Genomic DNA, 18,323 nt, shown 5'->3' with positions numbered 1-18,323 from the left:
GGCCCGAAGACGATCGCCGCCCGCTCAGCCCCTGTGCAGCACCGCATGCACCGCGTAGCCGCAGTAAAGCGAATCCATCGAAAGGCTTGCGCCGGTCCGTTCGCATTCCGATTCAAGCACGCGGCGCAGGTCGTCGCGCGGGCTGACGTGGAATTTCGCCAGCCACGCCCGCAGGACCGACCGGAACCAGTCGGGCAGCCGTTCCTGGCCGCCGAAGTCGACGATGTGCAGCGCGCCGCCCGGCGCCAGCGCGTCGAGGCCGAGCGCCACCGTCCGCTCCCCGCCGGGGATCATCGACAGCGCGTAGGAGACGAAGACGCGGTCGAAGCGGCCGGTGCCGAACAGGTCGCGCGGCTCGAAGCGGGTCGCGTCCGCCCGCGCCAGCGTCACCCGGCCCGCCAGGCCGGCGCGCTCCACCGAGGCCTGCGCGGTCGCCAGCATCTCGGCCGAAATGTCGAGGCCGAAGAACTGCGCGCGGGGATAACGCCGGGCGGCGAGCACGAGGTTGCGGCCGGTCCCGCAGCCGAGTTCCAGCACCGTGCCGCGGTCCGGCACGTCGAGGCCTTCGATCATAAGGTCGCGGCCGAGCAGGTAGTATTTGCGAGTCGCGTCGTAGACATGGCGCTGGAGGCGGTAGACGCCGTCCATCAGCGCGGCGTGGTCGGCTGCGGCGCGCTCCATCGTCAGCCCCGCTTCACGTAGAGGTGGAAGCCGCCATAGATCGCCGAGCGGTCGCGGGCGGTGAACTCGGCCGAGGCGTCGGCCTCGTAGCGCCACTGCGCCAGCGTTCCGTCGGAGACGCGGCCGGGCAGCAGCGTCGGCACCGCGGCGGTGCGGAAGATGACGCGGGCGCCCGGTGCGGCGGTGCGGGTGATCCCGGCCCACAGCGCGTTCAGCTGCGCGTCGCTCATCCAGTCCTGTGCGTCGAGCAGCACGTAGCGGTCGACCGAGGCGGCGGGCTTCTCCGACAGGAAGTCCGTGAAGTTCGTCTGGTGCACGGCCACGCGCGCGGCACCCGCGCGCACCGCGTCGAAGTTCCGGGGCTCGAGATAGGGCGGCAGCGCCGCTTCGCCGGGCTTCGGATAGCGGCGGGCGAAGGCCTGCCAGGCGAAATAGTTCGCCTTCAGCGGAAAGTCGCAGGCGAGCTTGCGCACGCGCTCCGCCAGCACGTCGGCCATGGTCTCGCCGCCGGCCAGCGCGTCGTACTGCGCGGGCGGGATGCCGAGGCCGAACAGCGAGGCCTTGTTGGACGCGGCCCAGCGGATCAGGCGGCGGCGAAACAGCGGCGCCAGCTGCTCGGAGAAGAAGATGCGCTGCGCGCGCAGGTCCTCCGCCTGCATGATCTCCTTCGGATCGACGCCGTGCAGCCGCGCCACGCCGTGCACCATCGAGATGCAGAGGCCGAGCAGGCCGGTGCGGTAGAAGTCGCGGTCGAAGACGGCGATGCGGCGCCGGCCGCGCCAGTCCCGCGCCTCCCAGTAGCGCCGCGCCGCGCGGTCGAGATGCGGGGCCACGAAGCGGTCGTAGGCCAGCGCGTTGTGGCCGGTGCGGGCGGCGCCGAAGAAGCGGAAATAGTCCTCCTGCGACGGCAGCCGCCGCGCCGCCTCGAGCTTCAGCCGGTTCAGCGCGACATGGGCGCGGTTGAGGTCGACCGCATCGATCCGGGCCGGGCCGCGGGTGAGGTACGAGAGCACGTTGCAGCCGCCGGAAGCGATCGTGACCACCCGGTGCCCGTCCCCCAGCGCCATCGCCTCCATGTCGATCTCGGGATCCTCCCAGATCTGCGGGTAGACCAGCCCGGAAAAAGCCAGCGCGAACAGCCGCTCCGACAGGCCGGCCGCCGAGAACGGCCCGTTCTGGTAGACGGCCTTCCGGATGTGGCGGCGGGGTTCGAGCGCGATGTCGGCGGACAGGTCGGTCATGATGGCGAATCCGTCACGGTTGGCGTTCCGGTCCGGGTAGTCGAGGGCGATGACAGGGCCGTGACAGGGGCGGGGCGAATGGCGAATGGCGAATGGCAGACTGGGAGAAGGGGGTAGAGAGTAGGGAGAAGGGAGAAGGGAGTAGGGAGAAGGGAGAAGGGAGAAGGGAGAAGGCAGAAGGAACTGGACGGTAGAGCGCGGGCAGCCGGAACCGCGCAGGCCTGCCTCGCCCGGCCTGCCCGCCACCTTCGTCATCAACTCTGAGCCGATTGTGCGTCTCTGAGCCTTGCATTGAGGGTGACGATGATCTTTCGCATGACTGCGGCGATTGCGACGATGGGGCGTTTTCCGTTGTCGACGAGGCGTTTGTAGAAGGATGCGAACTCGCCTCTGCCGGCGGCTGCGCGCAGGGCCGGCATGAACAGGGCTGTTCTGATCTGCGGCCTGCCGCCGCGTTGCCGCCGCTGGCCGGTTGCGGTTCCGCTCTCGTTGGGGTGGGGAGCTGTCCCGGCCAGGGCGGCGGCCTGCCTGCGCTGGAGGGAGCCGAGTTCGGGCATCTGGGCGATGAGGGTTGCGGCGCATGTGAGGCCGATGCCGTTCATGGCGGTGCACACGGCGATGCGTTGGCGCAGGCTCTGGCTGCGTGCGACGAGGGCGGCGATCGCCGCGTCGAGCTTGTCGATCTGTTGCTCGATGGCGGCCAGCATGGCCTTGAAGGAGGCTGCGAGTGCCTTGGCGCCGGGCGCCCTGGAGCGGTTGCGCTCGGCGACCCTGAAGGCGACGAGGTCGGCCCTACGCCGCACCAGGACCTGCAACTGCCTCTCGTCGGCGTCTTGCGCCTGCCATAAAGACAGCTTGGCCCAGCGCTCGCGCGCATAGGCGGCCATTTGGGCGGCGTCGATGGCATCGCTCTTGCCGAGCGTGCCAAAGGAGCGGATGAAGCTCTTGAGCTTCAGGGTGTCGGCACGGTGGCAGGCGATTCCGGCCTTGAGGCATTCCTCCAGAAGCAGCAGTTCGTAGCCGCCGGTAGGCTCGCAGACGACGAGGTCGGGCCGGGCTTTCTTGAGCATGGCGCGAATGGCGGATCGGCTGTTGTCGATGGTCGCGGCGGCCTGGCGGCCGTTGCTGACGGTGAGACTGTCCTTGGCGACATCGACGCCGAGGCAGCAGGCGGGCGGGTGGTGCAGAAAGGCCATGAGGGTGCTATCCTTTGCGGGCTTCGGATTGTTTGCGGGCGTGACGGCGCGTCAGGGGCCCGATCAACTCTCCAAGCGGTGGTGCAAAGGCGGCAGGGAGCCTTGATGACGTCGGGTGTCGGCCCGATCCCGGAAACGGTCGCCTGCCGCCGAGGCTGCGGGAGTTCGAGCCCGCAGCCTCATCCAACACTACCCCGTTCGGCTCAAACAATCCCGGAACGACGTCCAAGCGCAGCGCAGGACGACGTATCCGGGATCCATGCCTCGCCATCCGTCCCCGCGATCCGGTGCAGGACGAGGCACGCGCCGTCGCCCGCCAGTGCCGCTCCCGGTCGGTGCCGTCCCTCCGCCAGCGCCGCTTCCCTCCGCCGCCGTCGTCACGGTCGCCGCCGCATCCTCCGGCGCCGCGCCCCCCCCTCCGTCGTCGCTGCGCGACGCCACCTCCGCCCCCACTGCGTGGGGTGGAGGACAGCCCGCCCCAAGCGCCGCCGCCCATCCTCCAACCCCACGAAGTAGGGGGGAGGTGCCGAGCGAAGCGAGGCGGAGGGGGGGACCCCGCCGGACCAGTCCGGGACGACGGACGGTCGGCACGACGGACGTGGCCAGGCCGTCCATCACGCTCCCGCGCATCGACGGCCCGAGGATCCGACCCGTCGCGCCGTCCCCTCCACCTTCGTCATGCCGGAACGGCGTCCAAGCGCAGCGCAGGACGCCGTATCCGGGATCCATGCCTCGGAGCAGGTCATCGAGCGGGACGATGGAGAAGGACCGGTGGGTCGCCTGCACCGCCCCGCCTTTCGACGACCGCCGAGGCATGGATCCCGGGTCTGCGCCTCCGCTTCGCTCCGGCTTCGCCCGGGATGACGACGGTGAAAGCAGCGCTATCCCCTTCACCTTCGTCATCCCGGAACGACGTCCAAGCGCAGCGCAGGACGACGTATCCGGGATCCATGCCTCGCCGCAGGTCATCGAGCGGGACGATGGAGAAGGACCGGTGCGTCGTCTGCACCGCCCCGCCTTTCGACGACCGCCGAGGCATGGATCCCGGGTCTGCGCCTCCGCTTCGCTCCGGCTTCGCCCGGGATGACGACGGTGAAAGCAGCGCCATCCCCTTCACCTTCGTCATCCCGGAACGGCGTCCAAGCGCAGCGCAGGACGACGTATCCGGGATCCATGCCTCGGCGCAGGTCATCGAGCGGGACAATGGAGAAGGACCGGTGGGTCGCCTGCACCGCCCCGCCTTTCGACGACCGCCGAGGCATGGATCCCGGGTCTGCGCCTCCGCTTCGCTCCGGCTTCGCCCGGGATGACGACGGTGAAAACACTGCCGCCCCCCACCTTCGTCATCCCGGAACGGCGTCCGAGCGCAGCGCAGGACGACGTATCCGGGATCCACGCCTCGCCGGACATGCCCGCGATCCGGTCCACGACGAGGCACGTGCCGCCGCCGCCCCCGTCGCCGCTACATCCTGCGCTGCCACCCTCCGTCGTCGCTTCGCGACGCCACCTCCGCCCCCACGGCGTGGGGTGGAGGACGGGCCCTGCCGGCGAAATCAATGCCTTGCGAAAATTCTGTCCACACCCCTGCCGGTCCACAACAGACTGGCCGCAGCTGAAGGAGGGCGGATATGGGCGGGGCGGGACTGAACGGGCGGAAGCTGCGGGAGACGATCACGCTCCTGCTGTCGCTCGCCGCGCATGCCGACGCCGCCGCCGGCCGTTGCTTTGCCGTGCGCTGGCTGGTGCTGTTTTTCCTCCGCCGCGGCGAGCGGGCCGCGCGGGTCAGCGTCGCCGACGCGCTGCGGATCGACGTCGCCGTGATCGAGGACGAACTCGCGGCCGCCGCGGGACCGGACGACGCCAGCCCCTTCGATGCCGCGCTGGTCGCCTGGCGCTACCGCTGGTGCGCGGCCGTGCTCTCGGCGGTGCTGGCTGCCCTCGGCGGCACCGCCTGGGCGCCCGGCCGCGACGCGGTCCCCGGACGCCGCGCGTGCCGGGCCGGTGCTTGTCCCGTCCTGCCCGGCCTGCCGCTGCCGCAGGTTCACGACACGTCCTGACGCCGACGCCGCGCCGATCCCATCCCGATGTCCCGCAGGCCGGGCGGCAGCGCCGCTTCCCGGCCCGCCCGTGCTGGCGGAAGTGCGGGGACAGTCTGCTTCATTCGACCTGAAACCGACCGCGAAAGGGCGGCGACCGGTGCCGAATGACCGCCCCGGATTTCCGGCGGTCGCGCCCCTCGCGACAGCGCGGCGACCAGTGCCGAATCAGGGAAACCGTCCCCGGATCTCCCGTCTCCCGATTCCCGCTTCTTCGCCCGTTCTGCCCGGCGGTCAGCGCCGGCCGTATCCGCCGCTGGTCGGCGTCGTCACGATCACCGCCTCGCCCGCCTGCACCACCGTCTGGTCGCAGGCCTTCAGCGTCTCGACCGTGCCGTCGAGGCGGCGCACCTCGGTGCGGCCGACCTCGCCGTCGCCGCCGCCGTCGAGGCCTTTGGGCGGGCGGCCGCGATGCGACGACAGGATCGCGCATTCCATGGTCTCGAGGAAGCGGATGGTGCGGCGCGTGCCGTCGCCGGCGTTCCACCGCCCCTTGCCGCCGGAGCCTGCGCGGATATGGAAATCCTCCAGCAGCACCGGGAAGCGCAGCTCCAGGATCTCCGGGTCGGTCAGCCGCGAATTGGTCATGTGGACGTGGACGCCCGACGTGCCGGCAAAGCCGCGGCCGTCGTTCATGCGGCCGGCCGGCGAGCCCGAGCAGATCGTCTCGTAATACTGGTAGGTGGCGTTGCCGAAGGTCAGATTGTTCATCGTGCCCTGCGCGTTGGCGAGCGCCCCCAGCGCCCCGAACAGCGCGTTGGTGACGTGCTGCGAGGTCTCGACATTGCCGGCGACGACCGCGGCCGGGTAGCTCGGCCGCAGCATGCAGCCCTCGGGGATGACGATCTCGATCGGCCTGAGGCACCCCGCATTCATCGGGATCTGGCCCTCCACCATGACGCGGAAGGCGTAGAGCACGGCGGCGCGCGCGACCGGCTCCGGCGCGTTGAAATTGTTCTTCATCACCGGCGAGGTGCCGGTGAAGTCGACCTTCGCCGTGCGCGCCGCGCGGTCGACGGTTATCCTCACCCTGATCACCTGGCCGGTGTCGGTCGGGTATTCATAGGCGGATACGTCGGGCAGGCGCTCCAGCACGCGGCGCACGCTCTCGGCGGCGTTGTCCTGCACGTGGCCCATATAGGCCTCGACGACCGGCAGGCCGAAATGCGCGACCATCTTGCGCAACTCCGCCACGCCCTTCTCGTTGGCGGCGATCTGCGCCTTCAGGTCGGCGATGTTCTGGTGCGGGTTGCGCGCCGGCCAGGGATGGTCGGTCAGGAGATGGTGCAGCTCCGCCTCGCGGAAGCGGCCGCGCTCGACCAGCCGGAAATTGTCGAACAGCACGCCCTCCTCGTCGACGGTCGTGGCGAGCGGCGTCATCGAGCCGGGCGCCGTGCCGCCGACGTCGGCGTGATGGCCGCGCGAGGCGACCCAGAAGAGGATCCTCGGCGATCGGCCGATCTCCCCCACGAGGGGGGAGATCGGCAGTTCCACCGTCTCGAACACCGGCGTCACCACCGTGATGTCGGGCAGGTGCGTGCCGCCATTGTAGGGCGCGTTGAGCGCGAACACGTCGCCGGGATACACGTCGCCGGCGTTGAGCCGGATGATCGTCTCCACCGAGCGGTCCATCGAGCCGAGATGGACGGGCATGTGCGGGGCGTTGGCGACCAGCGCGCCCTCGGCGTCGAAGACGGCGCAGGAGAAGTCGAGCCGCTCCTTGATGTTGACCGAATAGGCGGTGTTCTGCAGCGTCACGCCCATCTGCTCGGCGATCGACATGAACAGGTTGTTGAAGACCTCCAGCATCACCGGGTCGGCCGCGGTGCCCAGCGCCGCCTGGCGCGCCTTGCGCTCGACGCGGCGCAGCAGCACGTGGTCCCTGGCGGTGATCTCGGCGCGCCAGCCGGGCTCGACCATGATGGTCTGGTGGCTCTCGACGATCAGCGCCGGGCCGGCGACGGTCGCGCCGGGGAACAGGCTCTCGCGGCGGAAGACGGCGGCGTCGCGCCATGCGCCCTCGCAGAAGACCGGCACGCTGCCGGCGGGTTCGGCGGTGCGGTCCTCGAGCGGCAGGTCGGCCTCGTCGCGGCCGGCGTCGCGCATGTCGATGCCTTCGACGCTGATCGCCTCGACGATCATGCGCTTGTTCTCGTAGACGAAGCCGAACTGCGCCCGGTGCGCGGCCTCGAAGGCGGCGACGGCGTCTTCCACCGAGAAATCGTCGAAATCCACCGGCAGCGCCGTGTCGGTGCCGTCGTAGCGGACCTGCAGCACCGGCCGCCAGGCGATCTCGGCGTCGGCGATGCCCTGGCCGTTCAGCTCGGCATAGACGGCCTGGCGCAGCCCCTCGGCGAGCATGCGGATCTCCGGCAGGGTCTCCTCGGCCAGCGGCTTCAGCAGCGCGTGCTGGCGCGAGGCGTAGACGGCGGCGAGACCGATGCCGTAGGCCGAGAGCAGGCCGGAGAAGGGGTGGACGAGCACGGCCTCCATGCCGAGCGCATCGGCCACCAGGCAGGCATGCTGGCCGCCGGCGCCGCCGAAGCAGTTCAGCAGATATTCGGTGACGTCGTAGCCGCGCTGCACCGAGATCTTCTTGATCGCGTTGGCCATGTTCTCCACGGCGATGGTGACGAAGCCTTCCGCCACCGCTTCGGCCGAGCGCCCGTCGCCGATCGCTTCCGCCATGGCGGCGAACTTCGCCTTCACCACGTCGCGGTCGAGCGGCTGGTCCTGGGCGGGGCCGAAGATCGCCGGGAAGAAGTCGGGCTGCAGCTTGCCCAGCATCACGTTGGCGTCGGTGACGGCGAGCGGCCCGCCGCGGCGGTAGCAGGCGGGGCCGGGATTGGCGCCGGCCGAATCGGGACCTGCCTGGAAGCGGCCGTCCTCGAAATGGAGGATCGAACCGCCGCCCGCCGCCACCGTGTGGATGCGCATCATCGGCGCGCGCACGCGCACGCCCGCCACCTCGGTGTCGAAGGCGCGCTCGTAGGCGCCGTCATAATGGGCGACGTCGGTCGACGTGCCGCCCATGTCGAAGCCGATCACCTTCTCGAAGCCGGCGAGCCTGGCCGTCTCGACCATGCCGACGACGCCGCCGGCCGGGCCCGACAGCAGCGCGTCCTTGCCCTGGAACAGTTCGGCCGCGGTCAGCCCGCCCGACGACATCATGAACATGAGGTTGGGGCCGTCCGGCTGCGCCGCCCCGGCCCCCAGCTCCGCCGCCACCCGGCTCACATAGCGCGACAGGATCGGCGAGAGGTAGGCGTCGACGACCGCCGTGTCGCCGCGGCCGACGAGCTTGATCAGCGGCGAGGTCTGGTGGCTGACCGAGATCTGGGTGAAGCCGGCATGGTGGCAGAGGCTCGCCGCCATCAGCTCGTGGTCCGGGTAGATCCAGGAATGCATGAAGACGACGGCGACCGCCTCGATGCCGTCGGCGCGCGCCTGCTCGATCAGCGGCTTCACGTCGTCGAGCCGGGGCATCGTCTCCACCGAGCCGTCGGCGCGGACGCGCTCCTCGACCTCGATCACCCGCTCGTAGAGCTGCTCGGGCAGCACGATCTCCTTGGCGAAGATGTCGGGCCGCGCCTGGTAGGCGATCTTCAGGGCGTCACGGAATCCCCTGGTGATGAGGAGAAGGACGCGGTCGCCCTTGCGCTCCAGCAGCGCGTTGGTGGCGACCGTCGTGCCCATCTTGACGTCGCCGATGCGGTGCGAGGGGATCGGTGCGCCGGCCGGAACGCCGAGCAGGTCGCGGATGCCCTGGACGGCGGCGTCGCGGTAGGCTTCGGGGTTCTCCGAGAGGAGCTTGCGGGGATGCAGGCTGCCGTCCGGATCGCGGCCGATGACGTCGGTGAAGGTGCCGCCGCGGTCGATCCAGAAATCCCACCGTCCGTCCATACGCCGTCACCTCCGGTCTCGTTTGAAGATTTGCGCGTTTCCGGCTATAAGGCAAACGAAGACAAAACGTCAACGAATCGTCGATATTTTGTCAATGAATGGAGGGCGGAGTGGAAGGCGAGGGGAAGGGGTTCGGACCGGTGGTCTCGGCGGCGCATCTGGCGGACGGCGCGATGCCGTCGCTGTCGGAGATGGAATTCGCAATGACCATCCTCAACAACGCCTTCCAGCGCTGGATGGTGCGCTGCATGGGGGCGGCCGGCATTCCGGGGCTCGGGCCACTGGACGTGCAGATCCTGCATTCGAGCAACCATCGCGGCCGCGAGAAGACGCTGGCCGACCTGTGCATGATGCTCAACATCGAGGACACACACGTGGTCTCCTACGCGCTGAAGAAGCTCGAAGGCGCCGGACTGATCGAAACCGGGCGGCGCGGCAAGGAGAAGACCGTCAGGGTCACGTCCGCGGGCGCGCAGGCCTGCGCGCGCTACCGGGAGGTGCGGGAGGCGCTGCTGGTCGGAAGCGTGAAGGCGCTGCACTTCGAGGACGGCCAGATCAGCGAGATCGCGGCGCTGATGCGGGCGCTGTCCGGCCAGTACGACCAGGCCTCTCGCAGCGCGGCCAGCCTCTGAGGCCGGGCGGCGGCTGACGCATTGTTGCGTCCGGTCATCCGAATTGAGGCAACTGCCGCAGCGTCCGCGCATTCATCTCCCGACGGTGCGCCGCAGCGGTGCACCCTGCAACAGGAGAGTGCATCATGAAGAAGATCATCATCGCTTCCGTGTCGTCGCTCGCTCTGCTCGGCCTCGCCGCCTGCAGCGACACCGACACCACCACGACCCAGAGCGTCGAGCCCGAAGTCCAGGAGACCGCTCCGGTCACCACCCCCGGCACCGATACCAACGTGATCGTGGTTCCGGAGACGGACGAGGCGACGCCGGCCGATGGCACGACGACGCAGAGCATCGCGCCGGAAAGCGACACGATGGGGACCGATGGCACGACGGGCGCAGCGCCCGACAGCACCGTCGGCACCGACGACGTCGAGCCGGCGGACGACGTTCCGGCGGTCCAGTAAGCGATCGTCTTCAGCATCCGCAGCGGAAGGCCGGGCTCGACCCGGCTTTCTGCGTTTTGGGGATGCTGCGGAAACCGGGGTTCGGCCGTGACCATCATTTGACACGGCCGTGCTCGCCTTTTCGCGCGAAGCGCTTTAGACAGGCAACATGTCGATCTGGGCCCGCATTGGCGAATTCGTCGCCCGCATCTCCGCAAGCGCGGCCAGTGGGGTCGCCGATCTCGTAGAAGCCGTGCGCACGGTGTTCGAGGGCGACCCGGACCTGCGCCGACGCGTGGCCTTCTCGGTCGCGATGATCGCCCTGTCGGCGAAGATGGCCAAGGCAGACGGCATCGTCACCCAGAACGAGATCCGTGCCTTCCACGACATCTTCGCGATGCCGCAGGAGGAACGGCGCAACGTCGAGCGGCTCTACCGCATCGCCATGGCCGACACCGCCGGCTACGAGGTCTATGCGGCCCGGCTCGCCGGCCTGTGCGGTTCGGGTCAGCCCGACTGCCGCATGCTGGAGGACATTCTCGACGGACTGTTCCACATCGCCAAGGCCGACGGGCTGATCCACGAGAAGGAACTGCGTTTCCTGCGCCGGATCGCCGAGATCTTCGCCATCGGCGAGCGGCGCTTCGAGGCGATACTGGCACGCCATGCCATCGGCGAGAAAGATCCCTGGGCGGTGCTCGGGATCGACCGCGGCACGGCCTTCGACGAGGTGCGGCGCCACTATCTGCGGCTGGTCTCCGACAACCATCCCGACCGGATGATGGCGCGGGGCGTGCCGGAGGAGTTCCTGGCGCTCGCCAACGACCGCATGGCGGCGTTGAACGCCGCCTACGAGACCATCGAGCGGGGACGCGTCGCCGCATGAGCGGTTTTCCCGCCGACCAGACCGGCGCGGCGATCAGGGTCTCGCCGAATTTCGGCCCCCGTGTCGGTGTGGCCGCACCCGACATGATCATCCTGCACTACACCGGCATGGACAGCGGCGCGGGCGCCGAGAACTGGCTCTGCGATCCGCGCAGCGAAGTCTCCTCCCATTACCTCGTGCACGAGGACGGCCGCATCGTGCAGATGGTGCGCGAGGCCGACCGGGCCTGGCACGCCGGACGCAGTTCGTGGAAGGGCGTGACCGACGTCAACTCGCGGTCCGTCGGCATCGAGATCGTCAACCCCGGCCATTTTCTCGGCTATCCGGCCTTTCCCGATGCGCAGATCGAGGCGGTGATCGCGCTCTGTGCCGGAATCCGGGGCCGGCACGGCATCCCCGCGGACCGAATCCTCGGACATTCGGATGTGGCACCCGGTCGCAAGATCGATCCGGGTGAAAAATTTCCGTGGGACCGGCTCGCGGCGGCGGGCCTCGCCGCGCGTCGACCGGAACCGGGGTCCGAAGGCGGGCCGTGGATCGGTCCCGGCGCTGCCGGCCAAACCGTCGAGGACCTGCAGGCGATGCTCGCGCTGCACGGCTACGGCGTTGATATCACGGGCCGTTTCGACCCTCTCACGCGGGTGGTGGTGGAGGCTTTCCAGCGCCGTTTTCGGCCGCGGCGGATCGACGGCATCGCCGATGCGGCAACCCGCTCGATCCTGCGACAGCTGGTGTCGAACGCCCGGAGTGACGCAGCGTAACTCAATCGGATCAAGCGGTTGATGTAACGGCCTGTCACCAAAGTTGAGGCGGTCGGCCATTTTGGCCTCCCATTCCGACGTCACATGCGGCCCCGTTCCACCACCGGCGCGCCGACCCAGGACGGTCGCCGGACTTATCGGGAAACCGCTGTCCGGGACGACCGGGCGCCCAGTAGAAGAACCAGGATCGAATGAAGAGAACTCTCCTCGTCGCGGCGGCGCTTGCCGCCGTCGCAGTGAATTCCGTTGCCCACGCCGAGAGCGACCGGAGGCAGGACGCCGGCAAGGCCGCCGCGACCGCGGCTCGAACCGAAGCCGAAGCGCTTCCCGGCGTCGACATGACCCGGACCGGGTCGATCGCCGGCGGAAGCGGCAAGGCGCTGATGGCAAGGCTCGGTGGCGGCAAGCCGGCCGGGGAGGTCGACCTGAAGGCGGTGAAGGGCGGGCTGCCGGCCATCGTGACGCGCTATGCCAAGGCCTACGGGGTGCCGGTGGCGCTGGCCCATGCCGTCGTGACCGTGGAGAGCAATTTCCGGCCGCACGTGACGGGCAGCGCCGGCGAGATCGGGCTGATGCAGATCAAGCCCGCGACCGCACGGATGATGGGCTATTCGGGCTCGGCGAAAGGGCTCTACGACCCCGAGACCAACGTCAAGTACGGCATGAAGTATCTCGCCAAGGCGCACGAGCTCGGCGGCGGCGACACCTGCGGCACGATCCTCAGGTACAATGCCGGCCACGCGGCCAAGCGCATGAACCGGATTTCGTCGGCCTACTGCACCAAGGTGAAGCGCGTCATCGGCAGCTGACGCATCAACTTCGGGCGGGCGGCGGATCCGTCGCCCGAAGGCCGCCGCCGAGGCTTGCGTTTTGTCGCGCGAAGGCCTTTATGCGTCCTGCCAGCTGGCCGGGCGGCCGCGGGCGCAAGCGTCGAAAGACCGCGTCCGAGGAAAGTCCGGGCTCCATGGAAACACGGTGCCGGTTAATGGCCGGCGGGGGCGACCCCAGGGACAGCGCCACAGAGAGCAGACCGCCCCGCCTGTCTTCCGGCCCGCCGAGCCTTCGGCGGACCGGAGCACCGGCGGGGTAAGGGTGAAAGGGTGGGGTAAGAGCCCACCGCGCGACCGGCAACGGAAGCGGCACGGCAAGCCCCACCGGGAGCAAGACCGAATAGGGATGGCGCGGGAGTTCGCTCCCGGGCAGTTTCCGGCCCAGCCATCCGGGTAGGTTGCACCAGGCGGACAGCAATGTCCGCCGCAGATGAATGGCCGCCACGTTCCGGAGCAGCGATGCGCCGGGGCCATACAGAACCCGGCTTACAGGCCGGCTGGCAGTTTTTGCTTCCGAGGCCGCAAACCTGCGACCCCGGAGTATGTGTCACCCAACCTTCTCCAGCGCTTCCTCCAGTGCCGACCACAGCTCTTCCGCCGGCTCGCAGCCGACCGAGAGGCGCACGAAGCCAGGCGCGACGGCGTCGCCCCAGCGGGCGCGGCGTTCGGCGGAGGAGTGGGTGCCGCCGAAGGAGGTGGCGGGCTGGATGAGGCGGCAGGCGTCGATGAAGGCCTCGGCCTTCTCGGCGCTCTCGAGCGTCAGGCCGATCAGGAAGCCGAAGCGGTCCATCTGCACGCGGGCGAGGTCGTGCGCGGGATCGTCGGGGAGACCGGGGAAGCGGACGGTCTGGACGGCCTTGTGGGCGCGCAGGCGCGGCGCCAGCAGCGCGGCGGTGGAGCACATGCGGTCGAAGCGCAGTTCCAGCGTCTCGAGGCCGCGATGCACCTGCCAGGCCTCGAAGGGGCCGGGGATGGCGCCCGACAGCTTGCGCCATTCGGCGATGGTCTTCATCAGCGTCTCGTCGCGGCTCGACACGTGGCCGAACAGGGCGTCGGAATGGCCGTTGGCGGCCTTGGTGTCGGCCGAGACGAGGATGTCGGCGCCGAGATCGAGCGGGCGCTGGCCGAAGGCGGTCATGGTGGTGTTGTCGACGACGACGAGCGCGCCCGCCGCATGCGCAGCGCTCGCGATCGCGGCGATGTCGCAGACGTCGAGGCCGGGGTTCGACGGCGTCTCGACATAGACGATGGAATAGCCCTCGAAGCCGCCTTCCATGAAGGAGGCGGTCGGGCGCCGGTCGGCGGCGATGCCGAGGCGCGACAGGAAGCGGTCGGCGAAGACGCGCACCGTGTAGTAGCCGTCCGAGGGCAGGAGGATGCGGTCACCCGCCTTCGACAGCGCGGTGAGCACGGCCGAGATCGCGCCCATGCCGGACGGAAAGGCGAGCGCGCGGCCGCCGTCGAGATGGCCGAGCGCCTCTTCGACCGCGTCCCAGGTGGCGTTGTCGAAGCGGCCGTACTGGGCGAAGCCGGCGGGATCGCCCGGCAGGTGGAACATCGACGTCATGGTCAGCGGCAGAGCCACCGGATCGCCCTTGGCCAGATGGCGGCGGCGCAGGTGCAGGAGGTCGGCGGCGCGGGCTGCAAGATCGGTCATGGCGAGGGTCCTTCTCGGTTGCGGCCCGTCTATTCGACATGCCGAAAGAACGCCAGAGGGTGCCCTCCGGCGGGGGCGATCTCAACTCTTCGTTAGGCCTAATGAACGATAAAGGAGGAATCGGTCGGCTTGCGGGACTCACCCGGCAATCCCGCCCGGTGGAGCTTCGTCCCGTTGACGCCCATGAGTGCCCATGTTATCCCTCAAACGTAATCACGTCTCCGTCAGACGGGCGCGTCATGCGTCCGATTTGGCCGCGGCCCCGGGGGTCGCGGAGCGATCGCCGTTCGGCCTCGCGGGGAGCGGATGGGTGCCGGCGCCGCGACACGTCGCGATCCGGAGAATGAACGATTGCGCTGCGGCGCGGGCGGCATTGGCGGGTGATGGATCGCTTCCTTTCCAGCGCGGTGAACCGGATCGACCAGAAGGGTCGTGTTTCCGTTCCCGCGCATTTCAGGGCGGTCCTGGCCAAACGCGGCGAGGGGGATCTCTACGCGCTGCGGGCGCTGGACATGCCGGCGCTCGACGTGGGCGGGCTCGACCTGCTCGACCGGTACGAGCAGCGGATCGCGCAGGAGGATCCCTTCACGCAGGCTGCCGACGACATGTCGTTCTTCTGCCACGGGGACGGGGCCTTTCTGAAGCTGGACGGAGACGGGCGCATCACCATGACGGACTTCATGCGCGAGCATACGGGGATCGAGGGCGAGGTGGCCTTCGTCGGCCGCGGACCCTTCTTCCAGATGTGGGAGCCGCAGCGTTTCCAGGCTTACCGGGACGAGGCGCGGGCACGGCTCTCGCGGCTGCGCGGGAACCAATCCGGCGCCCGGGCATTGGGAGCCACGGAATGATGGCGGGCAACGGCGGCCGCGAGGACGCCGGTGGCGGACCGGCCCGCCACATTCCGGTCCTTCTCGACGAGGTGATGACGGCGCTCGCGCCGGTGCCGGGCGACGTCGTCGTCGACGGCACCTTCGGCGCGGGCGGCTATACCCGTGCCATCCTGGATGCCGGGGCAAGCGTCGTCGCCGTCGACCGCGATCCGGACGCGATCCGCGACGGCCGCGCGCTGGAAACCGCGTCCGGCGGTCGGCTGCGGCTCGTGCAGGGCGCCTTCTCGCAGCTCGACATCCATGCCGGCGGGGGCGTCGACGGCGTCGTGCTCGACATCGGCGTCTCGTCGATGCAGCTCGACCAGGCGGCGCGCGGGTTCTCCTTCCGCTTCGACGGACCGCTCGACATGCGCATGGCGCAGGCCGGGCCGACGGCGGCCGACGTGGTCAACACGGTGAAGGCGGGGGACCTCACCCGCATCTTTGGCATCCTCGGCGAAGAGCGGCATGCCGGCCGCATCGCCCGCATGATCGAAAAGCGGCGCACCGCGCGGCCGTTCGAGCGCACGCTCGACCTCGCCAACGCCATCGAGGCGCTGGTGGGGCGCCATCCCAAGGACCGCATCCATCCGGCGACCCGCGTCTTCCAGGCGCTGCGCATCTTCGTCAACGACGAGCTCGGCGAACTGGCGCGGGCGCTGTCGTCGGCCGAGCGGGCGCTGAAGCCCGGCGGGCGGCTGGTGGTCGTCACCTTCCATTCGCTCGAGGACCGCATCGTCAAGCGCTTCATCGCCGATCGGTCGGGCACGAGCGGCGGCTCGCGCCACCTGCCGGAGGTCGTCGTGCAGGCGCCGACCTTCGAGCAGGCAGGCAAGGCGGTCGCCGCGTCGGAGGCGGAGGCGGAGCGCAATCCGCGCGCGCGCTCGGCCAAGCTGCGCGCCGCCATCCGCACCGGTGCGCCGGCCCGGCGCGAGGACCATTCGATCTTCGGATTTCCGCGGCTGCCGGACATCCGTTCAACAGGCGAGGAGCGCTGACGTGTTCCGTACCACCGACATCGTGCTGATCGCGGTCATGGTCTCGGCCGCCGCCTTCACCTACCAGACCAAGCATGCCGCGGAGGACGAGCTGCGTGCGCTGCGCCGTCTGGAGAGCCAGATCCGGTTCGAGGAGGAGACGGCCGACCTGCTGCGCGCCGACTGGAGCCTGCTCACCCAGCCGGCGCGCCTGCAGGCGCTGGTGACGACCTACCAGGCGGAACTCAACCTCCAGCCCATCGACGCGCGCCAGATCGCCGATCCGTCCGCCATCCCGATGCCGGCGGTCGATCTCGACGACCCGGCGCAGGCACCGCCCGACGGGCTCGCCGCCAGCGGCACCGACGCAACCATCACCGGGAGTACACCGCGATGAAAGGCTGGCTGAAGGCAGGGACGGCGCTCGGCCGTCTTCGGCGAACCAAATCGCAGGACGACGCGCAGCAGATCGTGGTCGAGGGCCGGCGCAAGGCGAATGGCGGGCGCTCGCGCGTGTTCATCACCATGGCGGTGTTCTTCGGGATCTACGCCACGATCACCGGGCGGCTGGTCTATCTGGGCATGCAGGAGCCGGAGACCGGGCAGTTCTTCGGCGGCGGCCGGATGGCCGCGTCGCGGCCCGACATCCTCGACCGCAACGGCCAGGTGCTGGCGACCGACATCAAGTCGGCTTCGCTGTTTGCGGAACCACGCCGCATCGTCGACCCCGACGAGGCGGTGGAACTGCTGTCCACCGTGCTGCCATCGCTCGACTACGAGCAGACCTATCGCAAGCTGACCAGCGGCTCCGGCTTCGCCTGGCTCAAGCGCGAGATCACGCCGCGGCAGCAGAACGAGATCATGCAGCTCGGCATTCCCGGGATCGGCTTCCGACCGGAGAAGCGGCGCTTCTACCCGGGCGGGCCGACCGCTTCGCACATCCTCGGCCTCGTCAACATCGACAACGAGGGCATCGCGGGGATGGAGAAGTACGTCGACGGGCAGGGGCTCGCCGACCTGCGCGCGACCGGGCTCGTCTCCGCGTCCTCGCTGGCGCCCGTGAAGCTGTCGATCGACCTGCGCGTCCAGCACATCGTGCGCGACGAGATCGCGTCCGCGATGGAGCGCTACCACGCGATCGCGGCCGGCGCGGTGGTGCTGGACGTCAACACCGGCGAGATCATGGCGATGGCCTCGGTGCCGGACTTCGACCCGAACAACCCGTTCAATGCGCACGAGAAGGATCGGCTGAACCGCATGTCGGCCGGCGTCTACGAGATGGGCTCGACGGTCAAGAGCTTCACCACGGCCATGGTTCTCGATGCCGGAAAGGCGACGCTCAACAGTTCCTACGACGCGTCGCGGCCGCTCTCGATGGGCCGCTTCACGATCCGCGACTTCCACGGCAAGGGCCGCGTGCTGACCGTGCCGGAAGTCTTCATCTATTCGTCGAACATCGCGTCGGCGCGCATGGCCATGGACGTCGGCATCGCCGGTCACCGCGACTTCCTGAAGCGGCTCGGTCTGCTCGACCGCATGCAGACGGAACTGCCCGAGGTGGCGTCGCCGACCGAGCCGAAGGAATGGAAGCAGCTGAACTCGATCACGATCTCCTTCGGCCATGGCTTCGCCACGACGCCGCTGCAGACAGCGGTCGCGGCGGCGGCGCTGATGAACGGCGGCAAGCTGATTCCCCCGACCTTCCTGCCGCGGACGCAGGAGGAAGCCGACCAGGTCGCGGTGCAGGTGCTGAACCCGCGCACGACCATGGACATGCGCTATCTCTACCGGCTCAATGCCGAAAAGGGATCGGGCAAGCGCGCCGAGGTGCCGGGCTACCGGGTCGGCGGCAAGACCGGCACCGCCGAGAAGGTTGTGAACGGGCGCTACGCCAAGGACAAGCGCTTCAACGCATTCCTGGCCGCCTTCCCGATCGAGAACCCGCAATACGTGGTCCTGTCGGTGATCGACGAGCCCAAGCCGGAAAAACCGGGCATGGGAGCGACGGCCGGCTCCAACGCGGCGCCGATCGTGGCCAACATCATCCGCCGCGCCGCGCCGCTGCTTGGCGTCAAGCCGGAATTCGGCCATGAAAGCGGGGCCCTCCTGGTCTCGAACTGATGATTCTGATCGACGCGCCGTGGGGATGGCGCGCCAAAACCCCGA

At 69.4% G+C, this 18,323-nt stretch carries 15 protein-coding genes and 1 other RNA gene; 11 read left to right on the top strand and 5 right to left on the bottom strand.

Going from position 1 to position 18,323, the window contains the following annotated elements; genetic code table 11:
- Positions 1-24: 24 nt before the first annotated feature.
- From IAI54_RS09350 to IAI54_RS09340, 3 genes are all read right to left on the bottom strand, one after another.
- Positions 25-681, bottom strand: a complete 657-nt coding sequence (locus IAI54_RS09350) for an SAM-dependent methyltransferase (protein WP_187972083.1) — start codon at positions 679-681, stop codon at positions 25-27.
- A gap of 2 nt (positions 682-683) precedes the next feature.
- Positions 684-1,922 carry a BtaA family protein gene (locus tag IAI54_RS09345; RefSeq protein WP_187972082.1) on the bottom strand — a complete coding sequence of 413 codons (1,239 nt, stop codon included), beginning with the start codon at positions 1,920-1,922 and terminating at the stop codon, positions 684-686.
- A gap of 254 nt (positions 1,923-2,176) precedes the next feature.
- Complete coding sequence (locus IAI54_RS09340) at positions 2,177-3,118, bottom strand: IS110 family RNA-guided transposase (RefSeq protein WP_187972081.1); 942 nt, start codon at positions 3,116-3,118, stop codon at positions 2,177-2,179.
- A 1,628-nt stretch (positions 3,119-4,746) separates the two neighbouring features.
- Between IAI54_RS09340 and IAI54_RS09335 the strand changes: the two genes are divergently transcribed.
- The gene (locus IAI54_RS09335; RefSeq protein ID WP_187972080.1) at positions 4,747-5,175 is read left to right on the top strand and encodes a hypothetical protein; all 429 of its coding nucleotides are present in this window, start codon (positions 4,747-4,749) and stop codon (positions 5,173-5,175) included.
- A 273-nt stretch (positions 5,176-5,448) separates the two neighbouring features.
- Here IAI54_RS09335 and IAI54_RS09330 read toward each other — a convergent pair whose 3' ends face one another.
- A complete protein-coding gene (locus IAI54_RS09330; RefSeq protein ID WP_187972079.1) occupies positions 5,449-9,117 on the bottom strand; it encodes a hydantoinase B/oxoprolinase family protein in 3,669 nt (1,222 codons plus the stop codon).
- 110 nt (positions 9,118-9,227) lie between these two features.
- On the opposite strand from IAI54_RS09330, the gene IAI54_RS09325 reads away from it, so the two are divergent.
- From IAI54_RS09325 to rnpB, 6 genes are all read left to right on the top strand, one after another.
- On the top strand, positions 9,228-9,749 hold the full coding sequence (locus tag IAI54_RS09325; RefSeq protein ID WP_235679305.1) for a winged helix DNA-binding protein: 522 nt from the start codon (positions 9,228-9,230) through the stop codon (positions 9,747-9,749).
- Between the two features lie 125 nt (positions 9,750-9,874).
- Positions 9,875-10,195, top strand: a complete 321-nt coding sequence (locus IAI54_RS09320; protein ID WP_187973411.1) for a hypothetical protein — start codon at positions 9,875-9,877, stop codon at positions 10,193-10,195.
- A gap of 148 nt (positions 10,196-10,343) precedes the next feature.
- On the top strand, positions 10,344-11,060 hold the full coding sequence (locus IAI54_RS09315; RefSeq protein WP_187972077.1) for a J domain-containing protein: 717 nt from the start codon (positions 10,344-10,346) through the stop codon (positions 11,058-11,060).
- Positions 11,057-11,821, top strand: a complete 765-nt coding sequence (locus tag IAI54_RS09310; RefSeq protein WP_187972076.1) for a peptidoglycan recognition protein family protein — start codon at positions 11,057-11,059, stop codon at positions 11,819-11,821. Before IAI54_RS09315 ends, IAI54_RS09310 begins: the two co-directional genes overlap by 4 nt.
- 191 nt (positions 11,822-12,012) lie before the next feature.
- Positions 12,013-12,630 (top strand): lytic transglycosylase domain-containing protein, encoded by a 618-nt coding sequence (locus IAI54_RS09305; protein WP_187972075.1) that lies wholly within the window; start codon positions 12,013-12,015, stop codon positions 12,628-12,630.
- Between the two features lie 90 nt (positions 12,631-12,720).
- Positions 12,721-13,156, top strand: an RNA gene (rnpB, locus tag IAI54_RS09300) — RNase P RNA component class A.
- 42 nt (positions 13,157-13,198) lie between these two features.
- Here rnpB and IAI54_RS09295 read toward each other — a convergent pair.
- Positions 13,199-14,308, bottom strand: coding sequence for a cystathionine gamma-lyase (locus tag IAI54_RS09295; RefSeq protein WP_187972074.1), 1,110 nt, complete (start codon positions 14,306-14,308; stop codon positions 13,199-13,201).
- Between the two features lie 383 nt (positions 14,309-14,691).
- Between IAI54_RS09295 and mraZ the strand changes: the two genes are divergently transcribed.
- Genes mraZ through IAI54_RS09275 form a run of 4 tightly spaced genes read left to right on the top strand, consistent with a single transcriptional unit; the run spans position 14,692 to position 18,278 of the window.
- The gene (mraZ, locus tag IAI54_RS09290) at positions 14,692-15,159 is read left to right on the top strand and encodes a division/cell wall cluster transcriptional repressor MraZ (protein WP_187972073.1); all 468 of its coding nucleotides are present in this window, start codon (positions 14,692-14,694) and stop codon (positions 15,157-15,159) included.
- On the top strand, positions 15,156-16,178 hold the full coding sequence (gene rsmH, locus IAI54_RS09285) for a 16S rRNA (cytosine(1402)-N(4))-methyltransferase RsmH (RefSeq protein WP_187972072.1): 1,023 nt from the start codon (positions 15,156-15,158) through the stop codon (positions 16,176-16,178). The genes mraZ and rsmH overlap by 4 nt, the downstream gene beginning before the upstream one ends.
- Before the next feature lies 1 nt (position 16,179).
- Positions 16,180-16,554: a cell division protein FtsL gene (gene ftsL, locus IAI54_RS09280; protein ID WP_187972071.1), complete on the top strand. Its 375-nt coding sequence runs from the start codon at positions 16,180-16,182 to the stop codon at positions 16,552-16,554.
- Positions 16,551-18,278: a peptidoglycan D,D-transpeptidase FtsI family protein gene (locus IAI54_RS09275; protein WP_187972070.1), complete on the top strand. Its 1,728-nt coding sequence runs from the start codon at positions 16,551-16,553 to the stop codon at positions 18,276-18,278. The genes ftsL and IAI54_RS09275 overlap by 4 nt, the downstream gene beginning before the upstream one ends.
- The last annotated feature ends 45 nt before the right edge of the window (positions 18,279-18,323 follow it).

The sequence above is a fragment of the Aquibium microcysteis genome, assembly GCF_014495845.1.
In the GTDB taxonomy this organism is placed as follows: Bacteria; Pseudomonadota; Alphaproteobacteria; order Rhizobiales; family Rhizobiaceae; genus Aquibium; species Aquibium microcysteis.
This window is presented reverse-complemented; position numbering and strand designations above follow the sequence as displayed.